Origin of the sequence: Salegentibacter sp. 24, assembly GCF_004362395.1 — a bacterium.
Taxonomy (GTDB): Bacteria; Bacteroidota; Bacteroidia; order Flavobacteriales; family Flavobacteriaceae; genus Salegentibacter.
In genome coordinates this window covers 82,142-103,841 of the sequence record NZ_SNWE01000011.1, presented here as the reverse complement: position 1 = coordinate 103,841, position 21,700 = coordinate 82,142, and the positions used below count along the sequence as shown (strand labels likewise).

Genomic DNA, 21,700 nt, shown 5'->3' with positions numbered 1-21,700 from the left:
TATTTATGAATAAGATTTTTTTAGGTTTCATCATTGGCCTGCTAAGTATTTTTGGGTTCTCACAGGAAAAAGAAAATGTCTATGTCGATGATGAAGGTTTAATGCGCTGGGGCCATAATGATAAGGAGGTGAAAGGTTTTGGGGTGAATTATTCGGTGCCTTTTGCACATGCTTATCGGAGCGGACAGCAATTAGATGTAGATTTAAAGCAAGCCATAGATAATGATGTATATCATTTTACTCGTCTTGGTTTCGATCTTTACCGAATTCACGTTTGGGATACTGAAATTAGCGATGAACAAGGAAATCTTCTGGAAAATGATCACTTGGAAACCTTCGATTATTTATTGAAGAAGCTCAAGGAGCGCAATATAAATTTTGTGATAACACCCATTGCTTATTGGGGAAATGGTTGGCCAGAACCCGATAAGGATACTCCGGGATTCTCCAACAAATATGGAAAAGCAGGAAGCCTTGTTGAGCCCGGTGCTATAAAAGCCCAGCAGAATTATTTGAAACAATTCTTAAACCACGTCAATCCTTATACCGGGGTAGCTTATAAGAACGAGCCAAATCTGATCGCCTTTGAAATTAGTAATGAGCCTCACCACAAGGGGAAACCCGAAACAGTTCAGGAGTTTATAGAAAAAATGGTTTCGGCTATGAAAAGTACAGGTGCTGATAAACCTATTTTCTATAATGTCAGCCATAGTATTGATTTGGCCGAATCTTATTTTGATGCAGGTATCGATGGGGGGACTTTTCAATGGTATCCAACCGGACTTGGCTTTCAGAAAGAACTTGAAGGCAACCTTTTACCAAATGTAAATGATTATCATATTCCCTTTAATGAGGTCATTGAAGAAAATAATGCAGCAAAACTGGTTTATGAATTTGACGCGGCAGATGTAATGAAATCTTATATTTATCCCGCCATGGCCAGAAGTTTTAGGGAGGCGGGAATCCAAATAGGTACTCATTTTGCTTACGACCCTACTTATTTAGCGCCCTGGAATACAGAATATAATACCCATTATATGAACCTGGCCTATACACCACAGAAAGCCCTAGGTTTAATGATTGCCGGGGAGGTATTTCATCGTGTTCCCATAAACAGTGATTTCGGAGTTTATCCTGAAAACCTGGAATTTCAGAATTTTAAGATTGATTACAAAAATGACCTGGCCGTTTTAAATTCCAAAGAGAAATTTATTTACACCAATCCTAATGAAATTCAGCCTAAATCCTTGAAAAATCTTAAACAAATTGCTGGTTTCGGAAACTCTGAAGTAGTGGAATATGAAGGAAAAGGGGCCTATTTTCTGGACAAATTAACCAAGGGCGTTTGGCGTTTAGAAGTAATGCCTGATGCTGTTGTGGTAGATAATCCCTTTGGAAGTAATAGCCTGGAGAAAACCATAGGAATAATTAACTGGAAAACATGGGAGATGAAATTAAAGCTTCCCGGTTTAGCTGATAGCTTCAGCCTGGAAGCATTAAATGAGGGAAATACCTTTACTCCTGAAATTGATGGGAGATCTTTTAAAATTCGACCCGGAACATATCTTTTAAAAAACAAAGGGGTAGAATTTGATAAAAATTCAGACCTGGATTTAAGATTTGGATTAACTGAGTTTACCGCACCCCAAACCACAGTTTTTAAAACCTTTGTATTGCACGAACCTTTATATGAGCTTTCAGAAAATACCCCGGCAGAAATTACTGCAGAAATTATTTCAGATAAGAAAATAGAAGAAGTGGAGGCCTGGTTTCAAAATGGGAATATCTATGAAACGGTGGAACTAAAAAATACCAGCGCCTATAATTATTCAGCCCAGGTTCCAGATAATCTTTTGAATAATGGATTTTTGGAATATAGATTAATCGTGACTACAGAGGATGGTAAGGAAACTTTTCCTGGACAGGTTTCAGGAAGCCCCGCAGCCTGGGATTTTTATTCTGATCAGCGGTATACCACTGCGGTGGTCAAAAAAGAAAAACCACTTTATCTCTTTAATGCTTCACAGGATCAGGATTATGTCGTTGGGAAATGGAGCCCGAATAATAAACTCGTACCAACCAGTAAACCTGGGGAGGCAGAATACCAGGTGCGTGTGGAGCAACTCTTTGAAAAAGATGAAGAGAACCCAAAAGCAACCCCTATTTATGATTATTCTTTTAGATACAATTTCAGCAGAAAAATTAAAGGGCGCAGAGCAGCATTAGGTGCTAAAGATAAGGTGATCATTAAAGCCAGGGCGCTTTCTGAAAACACGGATAAATTGCAGCTTGCTTTTGTAATGGAAAACGGTGCAGCTTTTGGAACTTCAATAGAGCTAAGTTCTGAATTAGAAACATATGAGATTGACCTTTCTACATTAAAACTGGTTAAAACCGTGAGCCTGCCAAGACCTTATCCTTCGTTTTTGCCTTATTATTTTGAACATTCCTATAATGGTGATTTTAAGATCGAAAATGCGGAAGCCTTACAATTTTCAATAGGTCCTGGCATTAAGGACAAAGCATTGGATGATTCCCATGGCGTTGGGATTATTTCGGTAAGCTTGAAATAATAAATTCAGGCTTTTCTAAAAACAAAAAGGTCTCTCGGGGTTATTCCGAAAGACCTTTTTGTTTAATCTACTAAGGGCTATGCTATCCACATTTGGAAGAGCCGCAATCCTGACAGGTAAGGCAGCCTTCCTGATAGATAAGATTAGATGAGTTACAATTACTGCATTTTTGTTTTTTGGCAACGGTACCATCGGCGATAAAGCGTTTTAGCGCCCTGGCCACTCCGTTTTTCCAGGTATTTATAGACTCACTATCCAATTGCAGACTATTTATTAAATCTACTACCTTTTCAATGGGCATCCCGTGCCTAAGGGTGGTAGAGATCAGTTTTGCATAATTCCAGTATTCCGGGTTGAACTTATGGGATAAGCCTTCAATGGTGGTTTTGTAACCTCGTTTATTTTCGTACTGAAAATCGTAACGGGAAGTCCCGTCTTCATTTCGGGCTTTTATAATAGCGCCTTCAGTCACCCAGCGTGGAATTAAAATACCATCTTCATCATCTGCGAAACCGGTGAAGATCTCGTAAGGCCTGTCGTCGATTAAGCCAATAAATGCAATCCATTTATCCTTATTGTTTTGGAAGCGTACTACATCCGCCTGTAAAACTTCCGGTCTTGTCGTTGGAAAAGGGGAGTTCTGGTCATCAGCTGCCTCCTCTTTTTTCTCCTCATTAGAAATTAAAACCCCGGAACGAGAACCATCGCGATATACCGTAACACCTTTACATCCTGCCTGCCATGCTTCTAAATAAAGCTGGCCAACCAATTCCTCCGTAGCATCGTTTGGCAGGTTTATGGTAACACTTATAGAATGATCTACCCATTTTTGTACAGCACCCTGCATTCTAACTTTACTAAGCCAGTCAACATCGTTTGAAGTAGCCTTATAATATGGGGATGCTTTTACGAGTTTATCTAATTCTTCCTGCGAATAATCATCGGTAATTTCGTGGCCGTTAACCTTCATCCATTCTTTAAATCGATGGTGGAAAACTACATATTCTTCCCAGGAATCACCAACCTCGTCTACAAAATCAACACGGGAATCCTTGTCGTTTGGATTAACTTTTCTTCTTCGTTTATACACTGGCATAAATACCGGTTCAATTCCAGAGCTGGTTTGTGTCATTAAACTGGTGGTTCCTGTGGGAGCAATGGTAAGTAGGGCAATATTACGGCGACCGTATTCCAGCATATCGTAATACAATTTCTCATCGGCCTCTTTAAGGCGAAGAATAAATGGATTTTCTTTTTCTCTTTCCGAATCAAATATTTTAAATGCACCTCTTTCTTTGGCTGCATAAACAGAAGCTCTGTAAGCTTCCAAAGCAATAGCTTTATGAATTTTTACCGAAAAATCCACCCCTTGGTCACTTCCATATTTTATACCCAGAGCGGCAAGCATATCGCCTTCAGCAGTAATGCCTATTCCGGTTCTTCTACCTTCTTTGGCTTTAGTTTGAATATTCTTCCATAGATTATATTCAACGCCTTTAATTTCAGAACCTTCAGGATCAGCCTCTATTTTACCCAGGATCGCATCAATTTTCTCTAATTCAAGATCAATTATATCATCCATTATTCGCTGAGCCGCAGCGATATGTTTCTTGAAAAGTTCAAAATTGAAAGAAGCATTTTCAGTAAATGGATTTTCTACATATGAAAATAAATTGATCGCCAGTAACCTACATGAATCATAAGGGCAAAGTGGAATCTCACCACAAGGATTGGTAGAGACCGTTTTATAACCAAGGTCGGCATAACAATCCGGAACTGACTCGTTGATTACGGTATCCCAGAAAAGAATTCCCGGTTCTGCGGATTTCCAGGCATTATGGACTATTTTTTTCCAAAGTTTATTGGCTTGGATCTCCTTGGTTTTCTTAGGGTTCTCACTAAAAACTGGATATTTCTGAACATAACTGCGATCTTCTTTTACCGAACGCATAAATTCATCGTCTATTCTCACTGATACATTCGCACCTGTTACTTTTCCCTGCTCCATTTTAGCATCTATAAAATCTTCAGAATCAGGATGATTTATAGAAACTGAGAGCATAAGAGCACCACGACGACCATCCTGGGCTACTTCTCTGGTAGAGTTAGAATAGCGTTCCATAAAAGGAACGATACCAGTAGAGGTCAGGGCCGAGTTCTTTACTGCCGAACCTTTGGGGCGAATATGAGAAAGATCATGACCGACACCACCGCGGCGTTTCATAAGCTGTACCTGTTCCTGGTCTATTTTCATAATCCCACCATAAGAATCTGAATCGCCATCGTTACCGATAACAAAACAGTTGGAGAGAGAAGCAATTTGATAGGGGTTACCAATACCGGCCATCGGGCTCCCTTGAGGAACGATATATTTAAAGTCTTTAATAAGGTCAAAAACTTCATTTTCACTCATAGGATTTGGGTAGCGCTGCTCCACACGGGCAATTTCTTTTGCAATTCTGTGGTGCATATCATTTGGCGTAAGCTCATAAAGATTTCCCTGGGAATCTTTTAGTGCATACTTATTTACCCACACCCGTGCGGCTAAATCATCTCCTTTAAAATAGTCCATCGAAGCTTTAAAAGCCTCATCCTGGCTATAGGTCTTAGGAGCGGCGGTAGTAGTGTTCACACCCATATTATTTTTAGATTTTTGGATTAGTAATAGTTTCAAGCGGATTGTAAATATAGACAAAGAACTGCAAGAATTTAAAATATTGTTAAAAAAAGTTATCAAACAAAAATTGTTAATAAGCTTAAAATCAAATACTTGTAAATTTATCAACATTAAAAAGTTGACAAATTTGTAAAAAAAGATGATTAGAATTTGCGTGGGAGTAAACCGCTGAAGCAGAAGACAAGTCACCAGTTTTTTTAACGTTAATCCTTATAAACCTGAGAGAAAATTTAGCTATTAAAGTAATTATTTGTGGTTACGGCTTACCAATTTCCAATAGATGATTCTTGCCATATAAAGTATAAATCCTATAGGAATTAAAAAGAAAACTACATAAAATGCCTTTGGAATAAATCTGTTAAGTACCATTGCGTTTACAATGATAAAACTAACCAGGAAAAATGTAGCTAGAATGAGGTAATCCAGAAATAAATAATCTTTTCGCTGAAATAGATTAATAAAAAATAAGATAAATGAAATTGTTGCCAGTAGATTTAGAATTAGTCCCTCTAAAAAGCTCAATACGCTTGTTAAACAAACAAGGATCAGTGCCAGGTCAGGGATTTTCTTATTGGAATAGCTTAAATAGGGATTGGAACTTCTTAAACCTTGAATTTTAAATTTCACTAATTTTTGAACAGCTTCCTTTTCAGCTACAAGTGCATAGAGCAACAAAGCGAGCAGCAACGCATTAATAATAGGAGTGAGACCAAAACCCGCAACAAGCGTAAAAATAAATATTCCCACTGATAGAGGAAAGAGTATAACCAGGCCCAATATCGCATAGCGTTGGGATAGACATAGTGCTCCAACTAGGATTTGAATAAGTGCAGTAATATCGATAAAAATAGCAATGCCATAAACACTGAATGCTTTTTCCAGGCCGACAGGACCAATAATATTACCTAAATGCTCAGGAGCTAATTTGCTAAGACCACTTGTTAAATATATAATTCCTAATGAAAGCCTTATCAAAAGCAGGGTAGCTTGCTTGGAAGTCATGTCAAACTAGTTTAAAAATATTGCTGATGACCAGCATAAATAATGGGCAAAGAATAATCATTTTTTTATAAGAGCCCAAACCGGATTCCGTAAATGTGAGACTAAACTATCATTCCATCAGTTGAATAATAGGCCTATTATTAAAATAAAGTTTGCTTGAGGGAAATGCAACAGACGCGATCTCTGTCTAAGTTAATGCATAAAAAACAGGCTGGTAAAAAAAGAGGCTGGTTGAATGAACAACCAGCCAGTCTTTGAATTAACACCTATGAAAATTCAAAATAAAACTATTTCGTGATGGAATATATTGAATATCCATTCGCCGGAGCTTCAATTGTTACCATTCCGTTTTCATCGGAGGTAGGGGTGTATGTTGTGTTACTACTATAATCTAAAAGAGTAACATTATTCCAATTAGTTTGAACGTTTCTACGCTTGGTAGTACTTCCGGTGCTAATATATAGAATTAATCCGGGGTTTTCAGCATTACCTGCTCTTTTCATGATATATTCGTCATTATCCACGTGAAGCACTTCTACATTTCCTATTGCCAGGCTGTTATGAATCTCGATTAACTGCTTTATTTCTTCGTTAAACGCTTCATTTTCGTAATCTGAATAGAAAATTGTCGGATATCCGTCGTGGGTTAAAATATAAGCATATGCCTTCATTTTATTTTCATTGGCAATGCGATTGTCTTCATTTTCGTCCTTTTCTGTGTCATGATTGGCTACAAATGTCACCGCTTTATTCGGGTAAACCTTCCTAAGCATACTTCCATCTAAATAATTTAAGTCGTCAAAACGATCAAAGGCTTCTTCCATTTTGTAAAATGCGGCGAAATCGAAGGCGGAAACGCCCGTAGCATCTACCCAGTCTACCAGAACATCAGCATTACCATCAAAGTTTTCACCAACGGCAAACCCACCAACTTCATCCATCCAGGCTTTAATAACCCACGGAGCAAAACCTTTTACATAATCAAAGCGCCAGCCATCAAAACCCATTTCGTTCTTATAATATTTTGCAACGGAATTATCCTTTTTCCATAACCAATCCTGTACATAGGGTACATCATGGTCTACATCCTGTTCGGAAAAGAAAAGATCTCCCCGGTCACTCTGGCTAACATCGTTAGGATGAAAATGTTCGTAACTTCTATTGAACATCCCGGAAGCATTTCCGTGTTGTTCATCGAAATTAGTGTAGGTTTCTTTTTCACGATAGGGATTGTATTCCAGTCCGCCCCCGGAATTGTGGTTTAAAACAATATCAGCAATCACTTCCAAACCCAGATCATGAGATTTGGTAATAAGGTCTTCCAATTCTTCTTTTGTTCCAAAACGTGTTGGAATAGTTCCGTGCTGGTCGTATTGACCGAAATCGAAATAATCGGAAGGATCGTAGCCCATAGAATATCCACCAGATTGGCCTTTAGTTGCCACTGGAAGCCATAGTCTATCAATCCCAGCCTCTGCCCAGCCTTCGACTTTATCCGAAAGATTGTTCCACCACTCGAATCGGGGTTCCACATCCCAATAAAAGGTTTGCATCATTACTTTTTGTCCTGTAGAATATTGCGAAAGGTCTAAAGCTACGGGTTCTTCAGGAGTTTCTTCTTGCCCTTCTTCCCCGGTAATTTCCTCGGTAGTATTAGCAGCTTCATCTTCCTCTTTGGAACAACTTGAAATCACTAAGAGAAAGCAGAAAATAAATGGAAATAGAAATAGAAATTTATTTTTTCTCATATTAATTGAATTAAAAAGGGCTGCACAACAGCAGCCCTTCATTAAATTTATTTTTATTCTTCTTCCACCGCTTGAGGAATAAAGATATAACGACCGTCAAGTGTATTAAACCAAACATCATAAGTTCCGGCAGTTACCGGGATGTCCGGGCCACCTGTAGTGGTTTGCCCGCTAACTGGTGTTTCAGCACCCCAGTTAAGATCCCAGGCATCATTTGCTCTGAACTTTGCAAAGCCGTCCACTAATTCAATTCCCTGAATATACCAGATGTGAGGGTTAAATTCGGATTGGGTCATATCGGTATCGGCATCCCAACCACTAGGAGTAGAATCTCCAATTATTCCGATGTTGGTTTGAACTTCGGCAGTAGTTTCATCTATTTCTTCCCAGGTATAGCTCATTTCCTCAACATTTACCATTAATGAATAGTACGCATCATTTGGTACTGGAAAAGCTTGCGGATCATTCCCCAGTATCTCACTGTTGGTAAGTTCTCCATCAGAAAGTCCCCATTGAGGTTGCCATTCGGTAGTTTGTAGAAATTTAAAACCTTCGACATCCGCACCCCCGGCAAATCGGCCTTCAAAGTAATAGATACTTTCATTTTCAGCATCTCTGAATAAAGGGGTGTTATTATTGGCAGGATCCCAACCAGCAGCAGTCGCATCCCCGACAAGATAAAGCTCTAGTTTGCTCTCTTCTTCCTCTTCTACAGCTTCTGGAAGCTCAACATTTATACTTACGGGCTCGGAAAATTCTTCTAAAGCATTTCCAGCACCCTCTCCTGCGAAAGCACGCACTCTAAAATATACAGTGCCTGTGTTTGGCATTTCGGTTTCAGGATCGTTATCTAAACCTGCATCTTCAGCAAGTTGTCTCATTTGACCCACAGTCACCCCAAGATTGTTACCTCCGGTATTACCTATGACCATAAAGTCCCCAAAAGATTGGTCAGCTGAAGCCTGTAATTCGTAGGTAATGGTGGTAGGAGCTTCAAAATCAACTTCCTCCCAAACAAATCTTTCGGCAAGATTATCAGGGTTGCCCGCTGGTAGCACGTAAGCACCTTGAAATGAATTGCTGAACTGAATTCCTTCAGGGTCTGGTTGTGCAACAAATACAATATCATCGTCTTGTGTACACGCGTTAAAGCTAATTAGCGCAATGAATGCTAAAAATAAAATTGAAAATTTCTTCATTTTAATTTATTTATAAAATTAATATCCTGGATTTTGTTCTAAATTGGTATTTACTCCTAAATCTGAAGCCGGAATAGGCATTAGGTTTCTAAAACTTTGGGTTGTAGTTCCCTGGGGTACTCCACCTTTCCAAGGCCAAACTCCATTTTCTGTAAATTGGTTAAACCTAATAAGATCAGTTCTTCTTTTTGCTTCCCAGTATAATTCTCGGGCACGCTCCTCGAGGATCAGATCCAGACTAAGATCTGATGCTTCAATGGGTTCAGCTTCTGCTCGTGCTCTAAGTTCATTCACATAAGCTAGCGCTGCGGATGCACTTCCGCCACCTCCTCTAAGGTGAGCTTCAGCATACATCAAATAGGTATCTGCAAGTCTAAACATTGGAAAATCTGTATCCGGAAATTCCCCGGTATCATCAGACCCCCATTCTCCTTCTACGGTAACGTTCTTAAATTTAGTGACGGCATACCCGTCATTAAAGCTAGAAATATCATCTATTTCCTTTGATTGTCCTTCCGTAAAGAACATCGCTCTTTCGTCTTGAGATTCAGCGCCATTTGGGAATTTATCCACCAAGGCGGCAGTAGTTCTTAACCCGGCCCAACCACTACTTACGCCAAAATCAGCAGGATCCATTTCACCACCTACAGCTGCGTGAATGATAAATGCCATTCCTCCATAGGATTGGGTCTCCTGGCCATCAAAAGTAATCGGGAAGATTATTTCAGATTGAGCTCCATTGGTACTGTTATCTGCAAGGAATAATTTCTGATAATTGTCTACTAAACTATAATTCGCATTTATTACTTTTTCAGCGTATGACAGGGCATCAGCATATCGCGCTTCCCCGGTATACACTTCAGCATTCAGGTATAATTTTGAAAGTAGCATCCAGGCAGCTGCCTGATCAGCTCGTCCATATTCATTGGAATTTGGACTTGCCATCTCACTCTCTATAGCTAAAAGTTCGCTTTCTACATAATCAAATAATTCCGGTCTTTGAATTTGTTGTGGAAGAAAAGCTCCTATGGGGTCTTCTTCGGTAACAAATGGCACATTTCCAAAAAGATCCAGCGCATGGTAGTAATGAAGCGCTCTTAGAAACCTGGCTTCGGCACGGTACTGCCCTACATTTTCTTTATCCTCGGCAGTGAGGCCTCTGGCATCTAAAAGTTCCGGAGTGCTTTGTCTTAAAAACTCATTGGTAAGGGAAACCTGGTACAATATCCTGTAGTACATGGTTCTAATAAATTCGTTACCAGCAGTCCAGTTCTGGGCATGCAAGTCCTGGATGGTACCATCGTTCCATCCTATGACCGCTTCATCGGTGGTCAGTTCCTGCATAGACCAGTACAATCTTAAATACTGGGAGAAACCTTCATCAAGCCCAACAAGATCCGGGTCTCCGGCAGGACCTTCCTGACCGCTTACCGCAAGACCAGCATAAAGTTTTGCCAAAAATTGTTTATAGGACGCGGGATCTTCAAAAGTATTTTCAGCCGTGAGCCTATTATCTTCAGGCTGCAAATCCAAATCATCTTCACAAGCCCAAAATAAATTTGCGCTTATAAAAAGGATTAGGAATGGTTTTATTGTTTTTAACATAGCTTATCTATTAAATTATTTCTTAAAATGAAAGATTTAATCCAAGTACAATGGTGGTAGATCTTGGATAAAAATTATTGTCTATTCCGTTTGCAATTTCAGGATCCAAACCTTCATAATCGGTTATGGTCCAAACGTTGGTTGCGGTTAGTGAAGTTCTTACATCCAGCTTATCTCCAGGGAAGAAATACCCTACTGAAATGTTGTCCAGTTTCACAAAATCAGCACTTTGGATGTAGTAATCAGAAAACAACTGGTTGTTTCTAAAATTACTTTCCAGAACATTGCTGTTAAAATTGGAGTAGTATGGCTGGGGCGTATTAGTACCGGCTTCCACGAATCCGTTTCCAGATTGTGTATTATTATACATATAGTTTCCGAAGTTCCCTCTGAAAGTAAAACTGAAGTCCAGGTTTTTATATCTCATGGTATTGGTAAAGCCCATATAATAATCCGGGGTTGCTTTTTTGTAGGGAACACGGTCTTCTTCAGTAATTTCGTTGTCACCATTTACATCTACATAGGCCCCTTCTATGGGTTGTCCTGCTTCATTGTATACCTGGCGGAATACATTAAAAGTGGTTGGGTCATAACCTTCTTTCCAAAGTTGAATGTTGTTACCAACACCTCCACTAATTCCACCTTGAGGAATTTGAAAATCTGGATTTTCTCCCAAAGTGAGGTTTGTGATTTCCAAATCCTGGAACGTTATATTATAGTTCATTTCCCAGTCAAAATCTTCCTGTCTAACAATGGCACCATTAATCCCAAATTCAAGTCCTTTACTAACCGTGTTACCTACGTTGGTTACCAGAAGGTCCGTTAGGTTAGCACCTGCAGGAACTGGGACAGTGGCCAGTAAATCTTCAGTTTCTCTATAATACGCTTCTACTGTACCGGAAATTCTGTTATTGAAGAAACCGTAATCGATACCGAGGTTGTAGGTTTTTAATTCCTCCCATTTTAGTTCTGAATCAAAAGCCTCTGGACGAAGGGTATTGTAAAATTGATTACCAAACTGGTAACGAACTCCACCAACACTTGGGTTATAAATTCCAAAGTAACCATAATTAGGTCCTATTTCCTGATTCCCTGTTATTCCGTATCCTGCACGAAGCTTTAATTGATTTACTACGTCAGAATCTTTTAGGAATTCTTCGTTTTCCAATTTCCATCCAACGGATACCGCAGGGAAAATACTCCATTTGTTATCTCCTCCAAATCTTGACGAACCATCTCTTCTAACACTACCTGAGAGTAAATATTTGTCGGCAATATCAAAGCTGGCTCGCGCAAAATAGGATTCTAAAGCATTACGGTTGATCGCTCTTGGAAATTCCTGAATTTCATTAGAGATCGTTTCCACTCTCTTACTGGTAATATAAAATTCCTGGTAAGAATGTCCTGCTGTTAAATCTACTTCGGTATTCAAGAAATCTATATCATTTCTATAATTGAAATAAAAATCCAGCAAGGTATTTCTGTTGAATCCACCGTATTCTTCAAAATATGGAATATCCTGATTGTTGGCTGCCGATGTTAAAGGTCTTCTGTTGTGACCCTGGTTATCTGCATAATCAAACCCAGCATTTACATTAAATTTCAATTCCGGAAGAAAATGAAATTTATACTCTGCATTGAGGTTGGTTATATTCCTTTTGGTCACCCCGCGACCATCTAATTGTTCCAAAAGGGCCAAGGGGTTTCGGGTAGCCTGGATTTGCTGCTGGCCTGGTGAAAGGGTATGTTCAAAATACCCGTCAAAATAGCTATCTGCATCATACACAGGTTGGGTCGGATCAAAAGCCACAGCGGAACCAATGGCTCCCTGATCGGCGAAACGATTTTCATCCACAATTCCTTTGGTAGAAAAAGTTAATTTTAAATGATTATCGAATAAATCCTGACTCAGGGAGATGTTCAGGGCATTTCTTTCGTAAACATCGGTTTTTAACACCCCGGTTTGAGAAGTATGATTAAAATTAATGCGGTATGTTAAATTCTCAAAACCCTGTGTGGCGGTAAAATTATGGATAGCCCCTACAGAAGTTTGATAAATCTGGTCTTGCCAATCGGTCTCAGTATCTCCTAATAAAGAAATATCGGTACCCGGAGTTTCAGAAATTAATGTTCTAAATTCCGAAGCATTAAGAACGTCTACTTTATCTATAATTCTACCTGCTGATACTTTAAGATCATAAGTCAATGAAAGAGGGGTATTCTCTTTACCGTTTTTAGTGGTAATCAGTATAACCCCGTTAGAAGCCCTGGAACCATAAATAGAGGTTGCTGCGGCATCTTTTAATATAACAAAATCTTCAATCTCGTTAGGGTTTATAGCGTTTAAAGGGTTTCTAACACCCTGAACACCACGTTGGTCTAATGGAATCCCGTCTACCACGATAAGGGGAGAGTTATTTCCTGATAAGGAAGAGCCACCCCGGATCCTAATTTCACCACCACCGCCAGGTTCTCCGCTGCCAGGAGTTATTCTTACCCCGGCCGATTTTCCTGCAATTAATTGTTCAGGTGAAACAACTGCGCCCTGGTTAAAGCTTTCCGGAGAAATCTTTTCAACGGATCCTGTTGCATCCTGCTCCGAAGTACTACCATAACCAATAAGAACAACTTCCTCCAAAGTGGCCTGGTCTTCATCCAATTGTACATTTATTGTTGCCTGGCCTTCAAAAGGTATTTCTTGGGTAGTAAAACCAAGAAAAGAGTAGACAAGGATATCGTCCTCGCTTACATTTTCAAGGGAGTAATTACCATCAAAATCTGTAACAGTTCCGTTGGAAGTTCCTTTGACAATAACGTTAACGCCAGGAACCGGAAGCTCCGTTGAACTTTCCGTAACAACTCCGCTAACTGTTTGCTGTGCGAAAAAGCTCATTGGCAGCATAAAGAGCAACATCAACGTGCTTTTAAATAGTGTTTTCATAAAATATTTTATTGATTTTTAATAAAAATTAAGCTTATATTTTTACTTCCTGAGGTTAAATGTATGTAAATACAATGTAAAGAAATGGGCGTTTTCCAGGCAGTATTTTGCGCAAACGTTTGAGTGTTGAAAACTTTTGTTTTTTAAAGGTATAGCGTAATTTTTATGGTATTTTTACGACATCTTAAAAATAATCCTAGCATTATTTCTAAATAAAAGATTTCTATGAGGCCGAAATTGACTTTAAAACAAATTGCGCGAGAATTAGATGTATCGATTTCCACTGTTTCAAAAGCGCTGCGTGATAGTTCTGAAATAGGGGAAGAAACCCGAAAAAAGATTAAAGCTTTTGCAAAACTTTATAATTACCGGCCTAATAATATCGCTTTAAGTTTAAAGAACAGGAAAACAAAAACGATAGGAATTATTATTCCGGAAATAGTTCATTATTTTTTTACTACTGTAATCAGCGGTGTTGAGCAGGTAGCTAATGAAAAAGGCTATAATGTAATTGTCTGCCTTTCTAACAATTCTTTCGATAAAGAGGTATTAAATCTTGAACTACTGGCTAACGGGAGTACTGATGGTTTTATTCTCTCTCTGGCCAAGGAAACTATGCAAAAAGAAGATTACCATCACTTAATTGAAGTGATCAACCAGGGAATGCCAGTGGTTTTGTTCGATAGGGTGGTGGATGAAATACATTGTGATAAGGTGATTATCGACGATGTAATTGGTGCTAAAAAAGCGGTACAACACCTCATAGATAAAGGAGCCAGGAAAATTGGACTTGTTTCTACGGTAGATTACGTTAGTGTCGGGAAACTTAGAACCCGTGGTTATCTGAACATTCTAAGAGACAATAATTTCGAAGTTGACCAGGATCTTATCCTTAAAATAGAGGATATGGATAATAGTGAAGCTAAAATAAAAGAGTTTATCAATAATAATGAACTTGATGCGGTATTTGCCGTCAATGAACATTTTGCCATTCATGCTATAAAGGCCATCCAGGAAAAAGGTTTAAAAGTTCCAGAAGATGTTTCGGTAATCGGTTTTACCGACGGAGAACTTTCTAAACGTTTTATTCCCAGTCTAACCACGGTAAGTCAACATGGAGAGCGGATGGGAGCCGAAGCAGCAAGGTTATTAATAGATAAATTGGAACGCAAACCAGAGGATGAAGATTCCTATAAAACGGTGATCGTGGAAACAAGTTTAGTGGAAAGAAATTCTACCAAATCTTAATTTTGGAAGTTTATCTTTAAAATTTTATATATATTTACCCCATCTTAGTTAATTTATCAGAACTTATATTTTTACTTCCTACCTAAAATAAGTTTTGATAAGCCTATACGCTTATCGTAAACGTTAATTGTACGATATGCAAAAACGTAGATTAAGTTTCTGGGAGATCTGGAATATGAGTTTCGGCTTTCTCGGAATTCAAATGGGGTTTGCCCTCCAAAATGCCAACGCAAGTAGAATTTTACAAATTTTTGGAGCCGACATTCATGAACTTTCATGGTTTTGGCTGGTAGCGCCTGTCACGGGTTTAATCGTTCAGCCAATTATTGGTTATTACAGCGATAGAACATGGACGAGCCTTGGCCGTAGAAGGCCCTTCTTTTTAACAGGGGCGATCTTAGCGGCTATAGGCCTGATTTTAATGCCTAATGCCGACTGGTTCATCGCCTTGTTACCTTCCCTATGGGTCGGTGCCGGGATGTTGTTTATTATGGATGCTTCCTTTAATGTGGCCATGGAACCTTTTCGTGCTTTGGTGGCCGATAAATTACCTTCAGATCAACGAACCCTTGGCTTTAGCGTACAAACAATTTTAATCGGAATCGGGGCCGTGATCGGTTCCTGGTTGCCTTATGTACTGGCTAATTGGTTTGATATAAGTAATAGAACAGTTGTTGGCGAAGTTCCGCTAAACCTATTACTTTCTTTTGTAATCGGTGCGGCAATTCTGGTAGGAAGTATTTTGGTTACGGTAATAACAACCAAAGAGTATTCTCCCGAAGAACTGGAAAAAATGGACGACCATGTGGAAGACACGGTCGATGAAAAAGAAAAATCCAGCCTGATGGATATCTTTTCAGATTTTGCCAAAATGCCCCATACCATGCGGCAACTTAGTTGGGTGCAATTCTTCTCCTGGTTCGGGCTTTTCGGAATGTGGGTCTTTGCCACTCCAGCCATTGCCCATCATATATACGGTTTACCACTTACCGATAGTAGTAGTGCAACATACCAGGATGCAGGGGATTGGGTTGGGGTGCTCTTCGGTGTTTATAATGGCGTTTCAGCAGTTTTTGCCTTTTTTCTTCCGGCCATTGCCCTAAAAATAGGCAGAAAAAGCACCCATATTTTGTCCTTGTTTATCGGAGCACTCGGGATGCTTTCCATTTATATAATGCCAAACGAATACTGGCTGCTACTTTCGATGTTCGGAATAGGTATTGGCTGGGCCAGCATTTTGGCAATGCCCTATGCAATCCTGGCAGGTTCTATTCCCCCGAAAAAAATGGGGGTTTATATGGGGATTTTTAATTTTTTTATTGTAATCCCGCAAATTGTAAATGCCCTTATAGGCGGAATAATGGTAAAATACCTTTATGACGGAAATCCTGTTTACGCACTAGTTACCAGTGGTGTAGCCTTTTTAATTGCGGCTATTCTGACCTTTAGGATAGATGATGTAGATGAACCCGTGAGAGCAAGAAAATAAATTTTAGTTTGAGGGGGTTTGCTAATCGTATATAGGATCAAAACGTGCCCACCAAAAAAGAATGAATGATAATTTAAAATGATGGAAACAGATAAAGGAGTAATATTCGATTTAGACGGAGTTATTGTTGATACCGCGAAATTCCACTTTTTGGCCTGGAGAAAATTGGCCAATGATTTGGGTTTTGATTTTACCCAGGAACAAAATGAGCAACTCAAAGGCGTGAGCAGGGTAGAATCCCTTAAAAAAATACTGGAATGGGGAGAGTTGGAGCTTTCTAAAACCGAATTTAAACGTCAAATGGCCCTTAAAAATGAAAATTACCTGTCTTATGTGGCTAAAATGGATAAGCGTGAAATTCTTCCGGGAGTTCAAAAAATCATTGATTATTTAATTATAAATAATGTTCCATTTGCCCTGGGTTCCGCCAGTAAAAATGCTCGGACAATTCTTAAAAAGATTAGTTTACTGGAAAAATTTGATGCTATTGTTGACGGCACCGATGTTAGCAAGGCAAAACCCGATCCCGAAGTTTTTCTTATCGCTGCCGGAAAACTGCGTGTTAAACCGGAAAACAGTATTGTCTTTGAAGATTCTGTGGCCGGGATACAGGCCGCAAAAAATGCACAGATGTTAAGTATTGGAATTGGAGATCCAAAAACACTAGGGGAAGCCGATTATGTATTTCCCGATTTTACCAAAATAGATTTAGATTTTATAAAGAAAGTACTCACTAAGTGAGCCTTAAATGTACAAGCATAAGCTTTGTGGCTGGTCCCGGGCTTACCTAATAAGAATTTAGATAGAAAATAAAGCAATGAACCAAGATTATATACAACCTAACGAGTGGTCTATTCTAGAGGAAGGATTTGATACAGAACGCGTAAAATCCTCAGAAAGCCTTTTTAGTATTGGTAATGGAGTAATGGGACAACGGGCTAATTTTGAAGAAAATTATTCCGGCCCAAGTTTCCAGGGTAGCTATATTGGCGGGGTTTACTATCCCGATAAAACCAAAGTAGGCTGGTGGAAAAACGGTTATCCGGAATATTTTGCCAAAGTACTCAACGCGCCCAATTGGATTGGGATAAACGTTTTTGTGAACGACCAGGCTTTAGATCTTTATACCTGTAAAAAAGTGGAAGATTTTAAGCGTGAGCTAAATATGAAAGAAGGCTTTCATCGCCGTAGTTTCAAGGCCACCCTTCCAAATGATATTCAAATTTCGGTACAAGCCACCCGTTTTTTATCCATTGTTAAGGATGAACTAGGGGCGATAGATTTTGAAATTACCGTATTAAACAGTGATGCGGAAGTTCGCTTTGAACCATATCTGGACGGTGGAATTACTAATACCGATGCAAACTGGGAAGAACGTTTCTGGGAAACTTTGGAAGTGAAAACCCAGGGCAACAAGGGGTTTGTGCTTTCTAAAACCCTGAAAACCGAGTTTCACGTAAATACCTATATGCAATCTGAAGTTTTGCTTAACGGTAAGGTACAGCAGGTGGATTTTACTGAGACTAAAACCGAGGATAAGCTTACTTTTTCTTATGTTGTGAGCGCTGAAAAAGGTCAAACCCAGAGCCTGAGAAAATATGCCGGTTACCTAACCGATATGAACCATAAGCGCGTAGAACTGGTTGATGCGGCGAGTAAGCTTCTGGATGATGCAACACATTCAGGTTTTTCCAAATTGCTTCGGGAGCAAAAAGAAGCCTGGGCTAAAATCTGGGAAATGGCCGATATCACCATTGATGGCGATGTAAAGGCCCAGCAGGGAATCCGCTTTAATATTTTTCAGCTAAATCAAACTTATTTAGGAAAAGACGAGCGATTGAATATCGGTCCAAAAGGTTTTACCGGTGAGAAATACGGAGGCAGTACCTACTGGGATACCGAAGCTTATTGTATTCCCTTTTATATGGCGACCAAAGATCAGCATGTGGCCAGGAACCTACTGACTTACCGGTACAATCATCTGGATAAGGCCATAGAAAATGCGAAAAAACTCGGTTTTACCAACGGGGCGGCACTTTATCCTATGGTGACGATGAATGGCGAAGAAAGCCATAATGAATGGGAAATTACCTTTGAAGAAATACATAGAAATGGGGCGATGGTTTACGCCATCTATAATTATGTTCGTTATACCGGGGATTTTGGATATATCCCTGAAAAAGGTTTGGAGGTCATGATCGCTATTGCCAGGTTCTGGCAACAAAGAGTGAATTTCAGCCAGGATAAGAAGAAATACGTAATGTTAGGGGTAACAGGACCTAATGAGTACGAAAATAATGTACATAACAACTGGTACACCAATTATATAGCAAAATGGTGTCTTGATTACACCATGGAAACCATTGACAAAGTTAAAGACGCTTATTTTGAAGATTACGAGCGTATTATGGGTAAAACAAGGCTTAATCAGGGAGAATTGGCCAAGTGGAAAGAAGTTGCGCAAAACATGTATTTGCCTTATTCAGATGAGCACGGAGTTTTTCTGCAGCAAGATGGATTTTTAGACAAGGAAATCCTGCCAATCGCGGAATTAGATAAAACTCAGCGGCCAATCAACCAAAAATGGAGCTGGGATAGAATTTTACGTTCGTGTTATATCAAACAGGCGGATGTATTGCAGGGCTTCTATTTTTTTGAAGATCATTTTAGCAAAAATGAGCTCGAAAAACATTTTGATTACTACGAACCTATAACCGTTCACGAATCTTCGCTTTCCCCTTGCGTACACAGCATTCAGGCAGCACTCCTGGGCAGAACCAAGCAGGCTTATGAATTTTACCTGAGGACATCAAGACTGGATCTGGATGATTACAATAAGGAGGTAGAGCAAGGCTGTCATATTACCAGTATGGCCGGTACCTGGATGAGTATCGTTGAAGGTTTTGGCGGGATGCGCGTGAAAAACGACCAGCTTTCTTTTAACCCAACTATTCCTGAAGACTGGAAATGCTATTCCTTTAAAGTGAATTTCAGGGACCGGATTTTAAAGGTCCAGGTTGCCGCAAAGGAAACGATTTTCCACCTAGAAGGAGAAAGCCCTATTAATATATTAGTTAACGGAAATGCAGTAGAAGTTCAGCCAAACCAGGAATATGTGGTTTAATGTTTTATCCTGGTTTTTTTCTAAATCAAAAGTATGCTGTGAATGAAATTTTCAGCTGTTCTTAAAGTAGAAAAGAAGTATGCGCAATTGAAAGGTTCTGAATTACTTTATCTCACACAGGAATATTAATTTAAAATAAATAATTATGAAGAAAATACTAATCTGCTTTTTTTTTCTTGCAGGATTTAGCTGTTTTGCACAAATTGAAAGGGTAGAACCACCAAACTGGTGGACAGGTTTTAAGGATACCGGGCTTCAATTAATGGTATATGGGAACAATATTGGAAATGCTACCCCGTCCATAGATTATCCCGGTGTTAGCGTAGAAAATGTTGAAAAAGCTGATAGTCCGAATTACCTTTTTATCGATTTGGCCATTGGAGAGGCCCAGGCCGGGACTTTCGACATTACATTTGCCATGGAGGATGGTTCAAAGCAGGTGTATGAGTATGAACTAAAAGAAAGAGAAAAACCGGCTTCAGCATATGTAGGTTTTGATAATACCGATGCGATATATTTAATCACTCCGGATCGGTTCGCCAATGGTGATAAATCTAATGATAGCTTCGATTATTTAAATGAAAAGACCATTGATCGTAGTGATGCCTACGCAAGACACGGTGGAGATATCCGCGGAATTATTGATCATTTGGATTATATAGAGGAAATGGGCTTTACCGCAATCTGGCCTTCCCCTTTGCTAATTAATGATATGGAATCGGGTTCATACCACGGATACGCCATGACCGATTTCTATAAGGTTGATCCCCGGTTTGGCACCTTAAAAGAATATAAGGAACTCTCTGATAAGGCTGCAGATCGTGGCATTAAATTAATTATGGACCAGGTCGCTAACCACAGCGGGGTAGAGCACTGGTGGATGGATGACTTGCCTTTTGATAACTGGATCAATTTTCAGGAGAAATTTGAGAATGGTGAAGATCTGGTATATTCCAATCATCGCCGCACTACCAACCAGGACCTTTACGCATCAAAGACCGATAAAAAAGGAATGACCGAAGGTTGGTTCGTAGCAACAATGCCCGATTTAAATCAGGAGAATCCATTTTTGGCCCAATACCTTATTCAAAATAGTATTTGGTGGATCGAGACCCTTGGTCTGGGAGGAATTCGCCAGGATACGTATCCTTACCCCGATAAAGCCTTTATGAGTGATTGGGCAGGTGCCATTATGAAGGAATATCCTAATTTCAATATCGTTGGGGAAGAATGGAGTTTAAATCCCTTGCTTATTCGTTACTGGCAGGATGGAGTAGACAATGCTTATGACTCGAACCTGAAATCTACCATGGATTTCGCGATGCAGGATAAAATAGTAACCGGTTTAAAAGCTGAAGAAACCTGGGGTACCGGGCTCGTTGAAATCTATGAGGGTCTGGCCAATGATTTTGCTTATGCCGATCCTGAAAATATTATGATTTTCCCGGATAATCACGATAAAAGCCGGATCTATACCCAACTTGGAGAAGATGTGGCTAAAACCAAAATGACCATAGCTTATATGGCCGTGTTGCCAAGGATTTTCCAAATGTACTATGGAACGGAAATTTTAATGGATGACTCTGAAAACCCCGGGGATCACGGCCTTATCAGAACGGAATTTCCCGGTGGTTGGGAGGATAGCCAGGTAAACGCCTTTACCGGAAAGGGGCTTTCAGAAAAGAAGTCCGAAATGCAGGAATTTGTTAAAAAAGTAATGAATTACCGAAAAGACAGCCAGGCCTTACATGCTGGAGAAACCAAACATTTTGCCCCACAGGATGGTACTTATTTAATTACCCGAAAAAAAGGCAAGGAAGTAGTGGTTCTCATTTTAAACAAAAACCAAGAAGCCGTGACATTGGACCTGGAACGTTTTAGCGAATTAAATTTAAAGGGAAAAACCTTTAAAAATTTAATTTCAGAAAAATCTTTCCAATGGGGTTCATCTCTGGAATTGCCGGAAGAAGGTGTTTACTTTTTTACCACCAAAATGGAGTAAAGCTTCAAAGGTTTCAAAAGCTTAGGCCAAAGTCTTATGAAGCTTATCCGGAATTTGTTCCTGCTTTCCTCAAGGAAAAGGAAGAAATTAAA

At 39.5% G+C, this 21,700-nt stretch carries 12 protein-coding genes; 6 read left to right on the top strand and 6 right to left on the bottom strand.

What is annotated here, in order from left to right; genetic code table 11:
* The first annotated feature begins 5 nt into the window (after positions 1-5).
* A complete protein-coding gene (locus DET49_RS09660) occupies positions 6-2,573 on the top strand; it encodes a cellulase family glycosylhydrolase (protein WP_133547897.1) in 2,568 nt (855 codons plus the stop codon).
* 82 nt (positions 2,574-2,655) lie between these two features.
* Here the strand turns inward: DET49_RS09660 and DET49_RS09655 are convergent, their stop codons facing one another.
* The 6 genes from DET49_RS09655 to DET49_RS09630 form a co-directional block, all read right to left on the bottom strand.
* The gene (locus DET49_RS09655; RefSeq protein ID WP_133547896.1) at positions 2,656-5,211 is read right to left on the bottom strand and encodes an adenosylcobalamin-dependent ribonucleoside-diphosphate reductase; all 2,556 of its coding nucleotides are present in this window, start codon (positions 5,209-5,211) and stop codon (positions 2,656-2,658) included.
* 285 nt (positions 5,212-5,496) lie between these two features.
* Positions 5,497-6,252, bottom strand: coding sequence for a hypothetical protein (locus DET49_RS09650; protein WP_133547895.1), 756 nt, complete (start codon positions 6,250-6,252; stop codon positions 5,497-5,499).
* Between the two features lie 287 nt (positions 6,253-6,539).
* Entirely contained in the window at positions 6,540-8,000 is a 1,461-nt protein-coding gene (locus tag DET49_RS09645) for an alpha-amylase (protein ID WP_133547894.1), read from the bottom strand.
* Positions 8,001-8,053: 53 nt separating this feature from the next.
* Positions 8,054-9,199, bottom strand: a complete 1,146-nt coding sequence (locus tag DET49_RS09640) for a SusF/SusE family outer membrane protein (protein WP_133547893.1) — start codon at positions 9,197-9,199, stop codon at positions 8,054-8,056.
* Positions 9,200-9,217: 18 nt separating this feature from the next.
* On the bottom strand, positions 9,218-10,804 hold the full coding sequence (locus tag DET49_RS09635; protein ID WP_133547892.1) for a RagB/SusD family nutrient uptake outer membrane protein: 1,587 nt from the start codon (positions 10,802-10,804) through the stop codon (positions 9,218-9,220).
* Positions 10,805-10,826: 22 nt separating this feature from the next.
* On the bottom strand, positions 10,827-13,745 hold the full coding sequence (locus DET49_RS09630) for a SusC/RagA family TonB-linked outer membrane protein (RefSeq protein WP_133547891.1): 2,919 nt from the start codon (positions 13,743-13,745) through the stop codon (positions 10,827-10,829).
* Positions 13,746-13,970: 225 nt separating this feature from the next.
* On the opposite strand from DET49_RS09630, the gene DET49_RS09625 reads away from it, so the two are divergent.
* From DET49_RS09625 to DET49_RS09605, 5 genes are all read left to right on the top strand, one after another.
* Positions 13,971-14,993 (top strand): LacI family DNA-binding transcriptional regulator, encoded by a 1,023-nt coding sequence (locus tag DET49_RS09625; RefSeq protein WP_133547890.1) that lies wholly within the window; start codon positions 13,971-13,973, stop codon positions 14,991-14,993.
* A 136-nt stretch (positions 14,994-15,129) separates the two neighbouring features.
* Positions 15,130-16,482 carry an MFS transporter gene (locus DET49_RS09620; RefSeq protein ID WP_133547889.1) on the top strand — a complete coding sequence of 451 codons (1,353 nt, stop codon included), beginning with the start codon at positions 15,130-15,132 and terminating at the stop codon, positions 16,480-16,482.
* 81 nt (positions 16,483-16,563) lie between these two features.
* On the top strand, positions 16,564-17,223 hold the full coding sequence (pgmB, locus tag DET49_RS09615; protein ID WP_133547928.1) for a beta-phosphoglucomutase: 660 nt from the start codon (positions 16,564-16,566) through the stop codon (positions 17,221-17,223).
* A 76-nt stretch (positions 17,224-17,299) separates the two neighbouring features.
* On the top strand, positions 17,300-19,606 hold the full coding sequence (locus DET49_RS09610) for a glycoside hydrolase family 65 protein (RefSeq protein ID WP_133547888.1): 2,307 nt from the start codon (positions 17,300-17,302) through the stop codon (positions 19,604-19,606).
* Between the two features lie 145 nt (positions 19,607-19,751).
* The gene (locus DET49_RS09605) at positions 19,752-21,608 is read left to right on the top strand and encodes a glycoside hydrolase family 13 protein (protein ID WP_133547887.1); all 1,857 of its coding nucleotides are present in this window, start codon (positions 19,752-19,754) and stop codon (positions 21,606-21,608) included.
* Positions 21,609-21,700 lie beyond the last annotated feature (92 nt).

Excerpts from the sequence above, each read along its gene's own strand:
- DET49_RS09660 (WP_133547897.1), top strand. The coding sequence starts at position 6 with ATGAATAAGATTTTTTTAGGTTTCATCATTGGCCTGCTAAGTATTTTT.
- DET49_RS09655 (WP_133547896.1), bottom strand. The coding sequence starts at position 5,211 with ATGGGTGTGAACACTACTACCGCCGCTCCTAAGACCTATAGCCAGGAT.
- DET49_RS09650 (WP_133547895.1), bottom strand. The coding sequence starts at position 6,252 with ATGACTTCCAAGCAAGCTACCCTGCTTTTGATAAGGCTTTCATTAGGA.
- DET49_RS09645 (WP_133547894.1), bottom strand. The coding sequence starts at position 8,000 with ATGAGAAAAAATAAATTTCTATTTCTATTTCCATTTATTTTCTGCTTT.
- DET49_RS09640 (WP_133547893.1), bottom strand. The coding sequence starts at position 9,199 with ATGAAGAAATTTTCAATTTTATTTTTAGCATTCATTGCGCTAATTAGC.
- DET49_RS09635 (WP_133547892.1), bottom strand. The coding sequence starts at position 10,804 with ATGTTAAAAACAATAAAACCATTCCTAATCCTTTTTATAAGCGCAAAT.
- DET49_RS09630 (WP_133547891.1), bottom strand. The coding sequence starts at position 13,745 with ATGAAAACACTATTTAAAAGCACGTTGATGTTGCTCTTTATGCTGCCA.
- DET49_RS09625 (WP_133547890.1), top strand. The coding sequence starts at position 13,971 with ATGAGGCCGAAATTGACTTTAAAACAAATTGCGCGAGAATTAGATGTA.
- DET49_RS09620 (WP_133547889.1), top strand. The coding sequence starts at position 15,130 with ATGCAAAAACGTAGATTAAGTTTCTGGGAGATCTGGAATATGAGTTTC.
- pgmB (WP_133547928.1), top strand. The coding sequence starts at position 16,564 with ATGGAAACAGATAAAGGAGTAATATTCGATTTAGACGGAGTTATTGTT.
- DET49_RS09610 (WP_133547888.1), top strand. The coding sequence starts at position 17,300 with ATGAACCAAGATTATATACAACCTAACGAGTGGTCTATTCTAGAGGAA.
- DET49_RS09605 (WP_133547887.1), top strand. The coding sequence starts at position 19,752 with ATGAAGAAAATACTAATCTGCTTTTTTTTTCTTGCAGGATTTAGCTGT.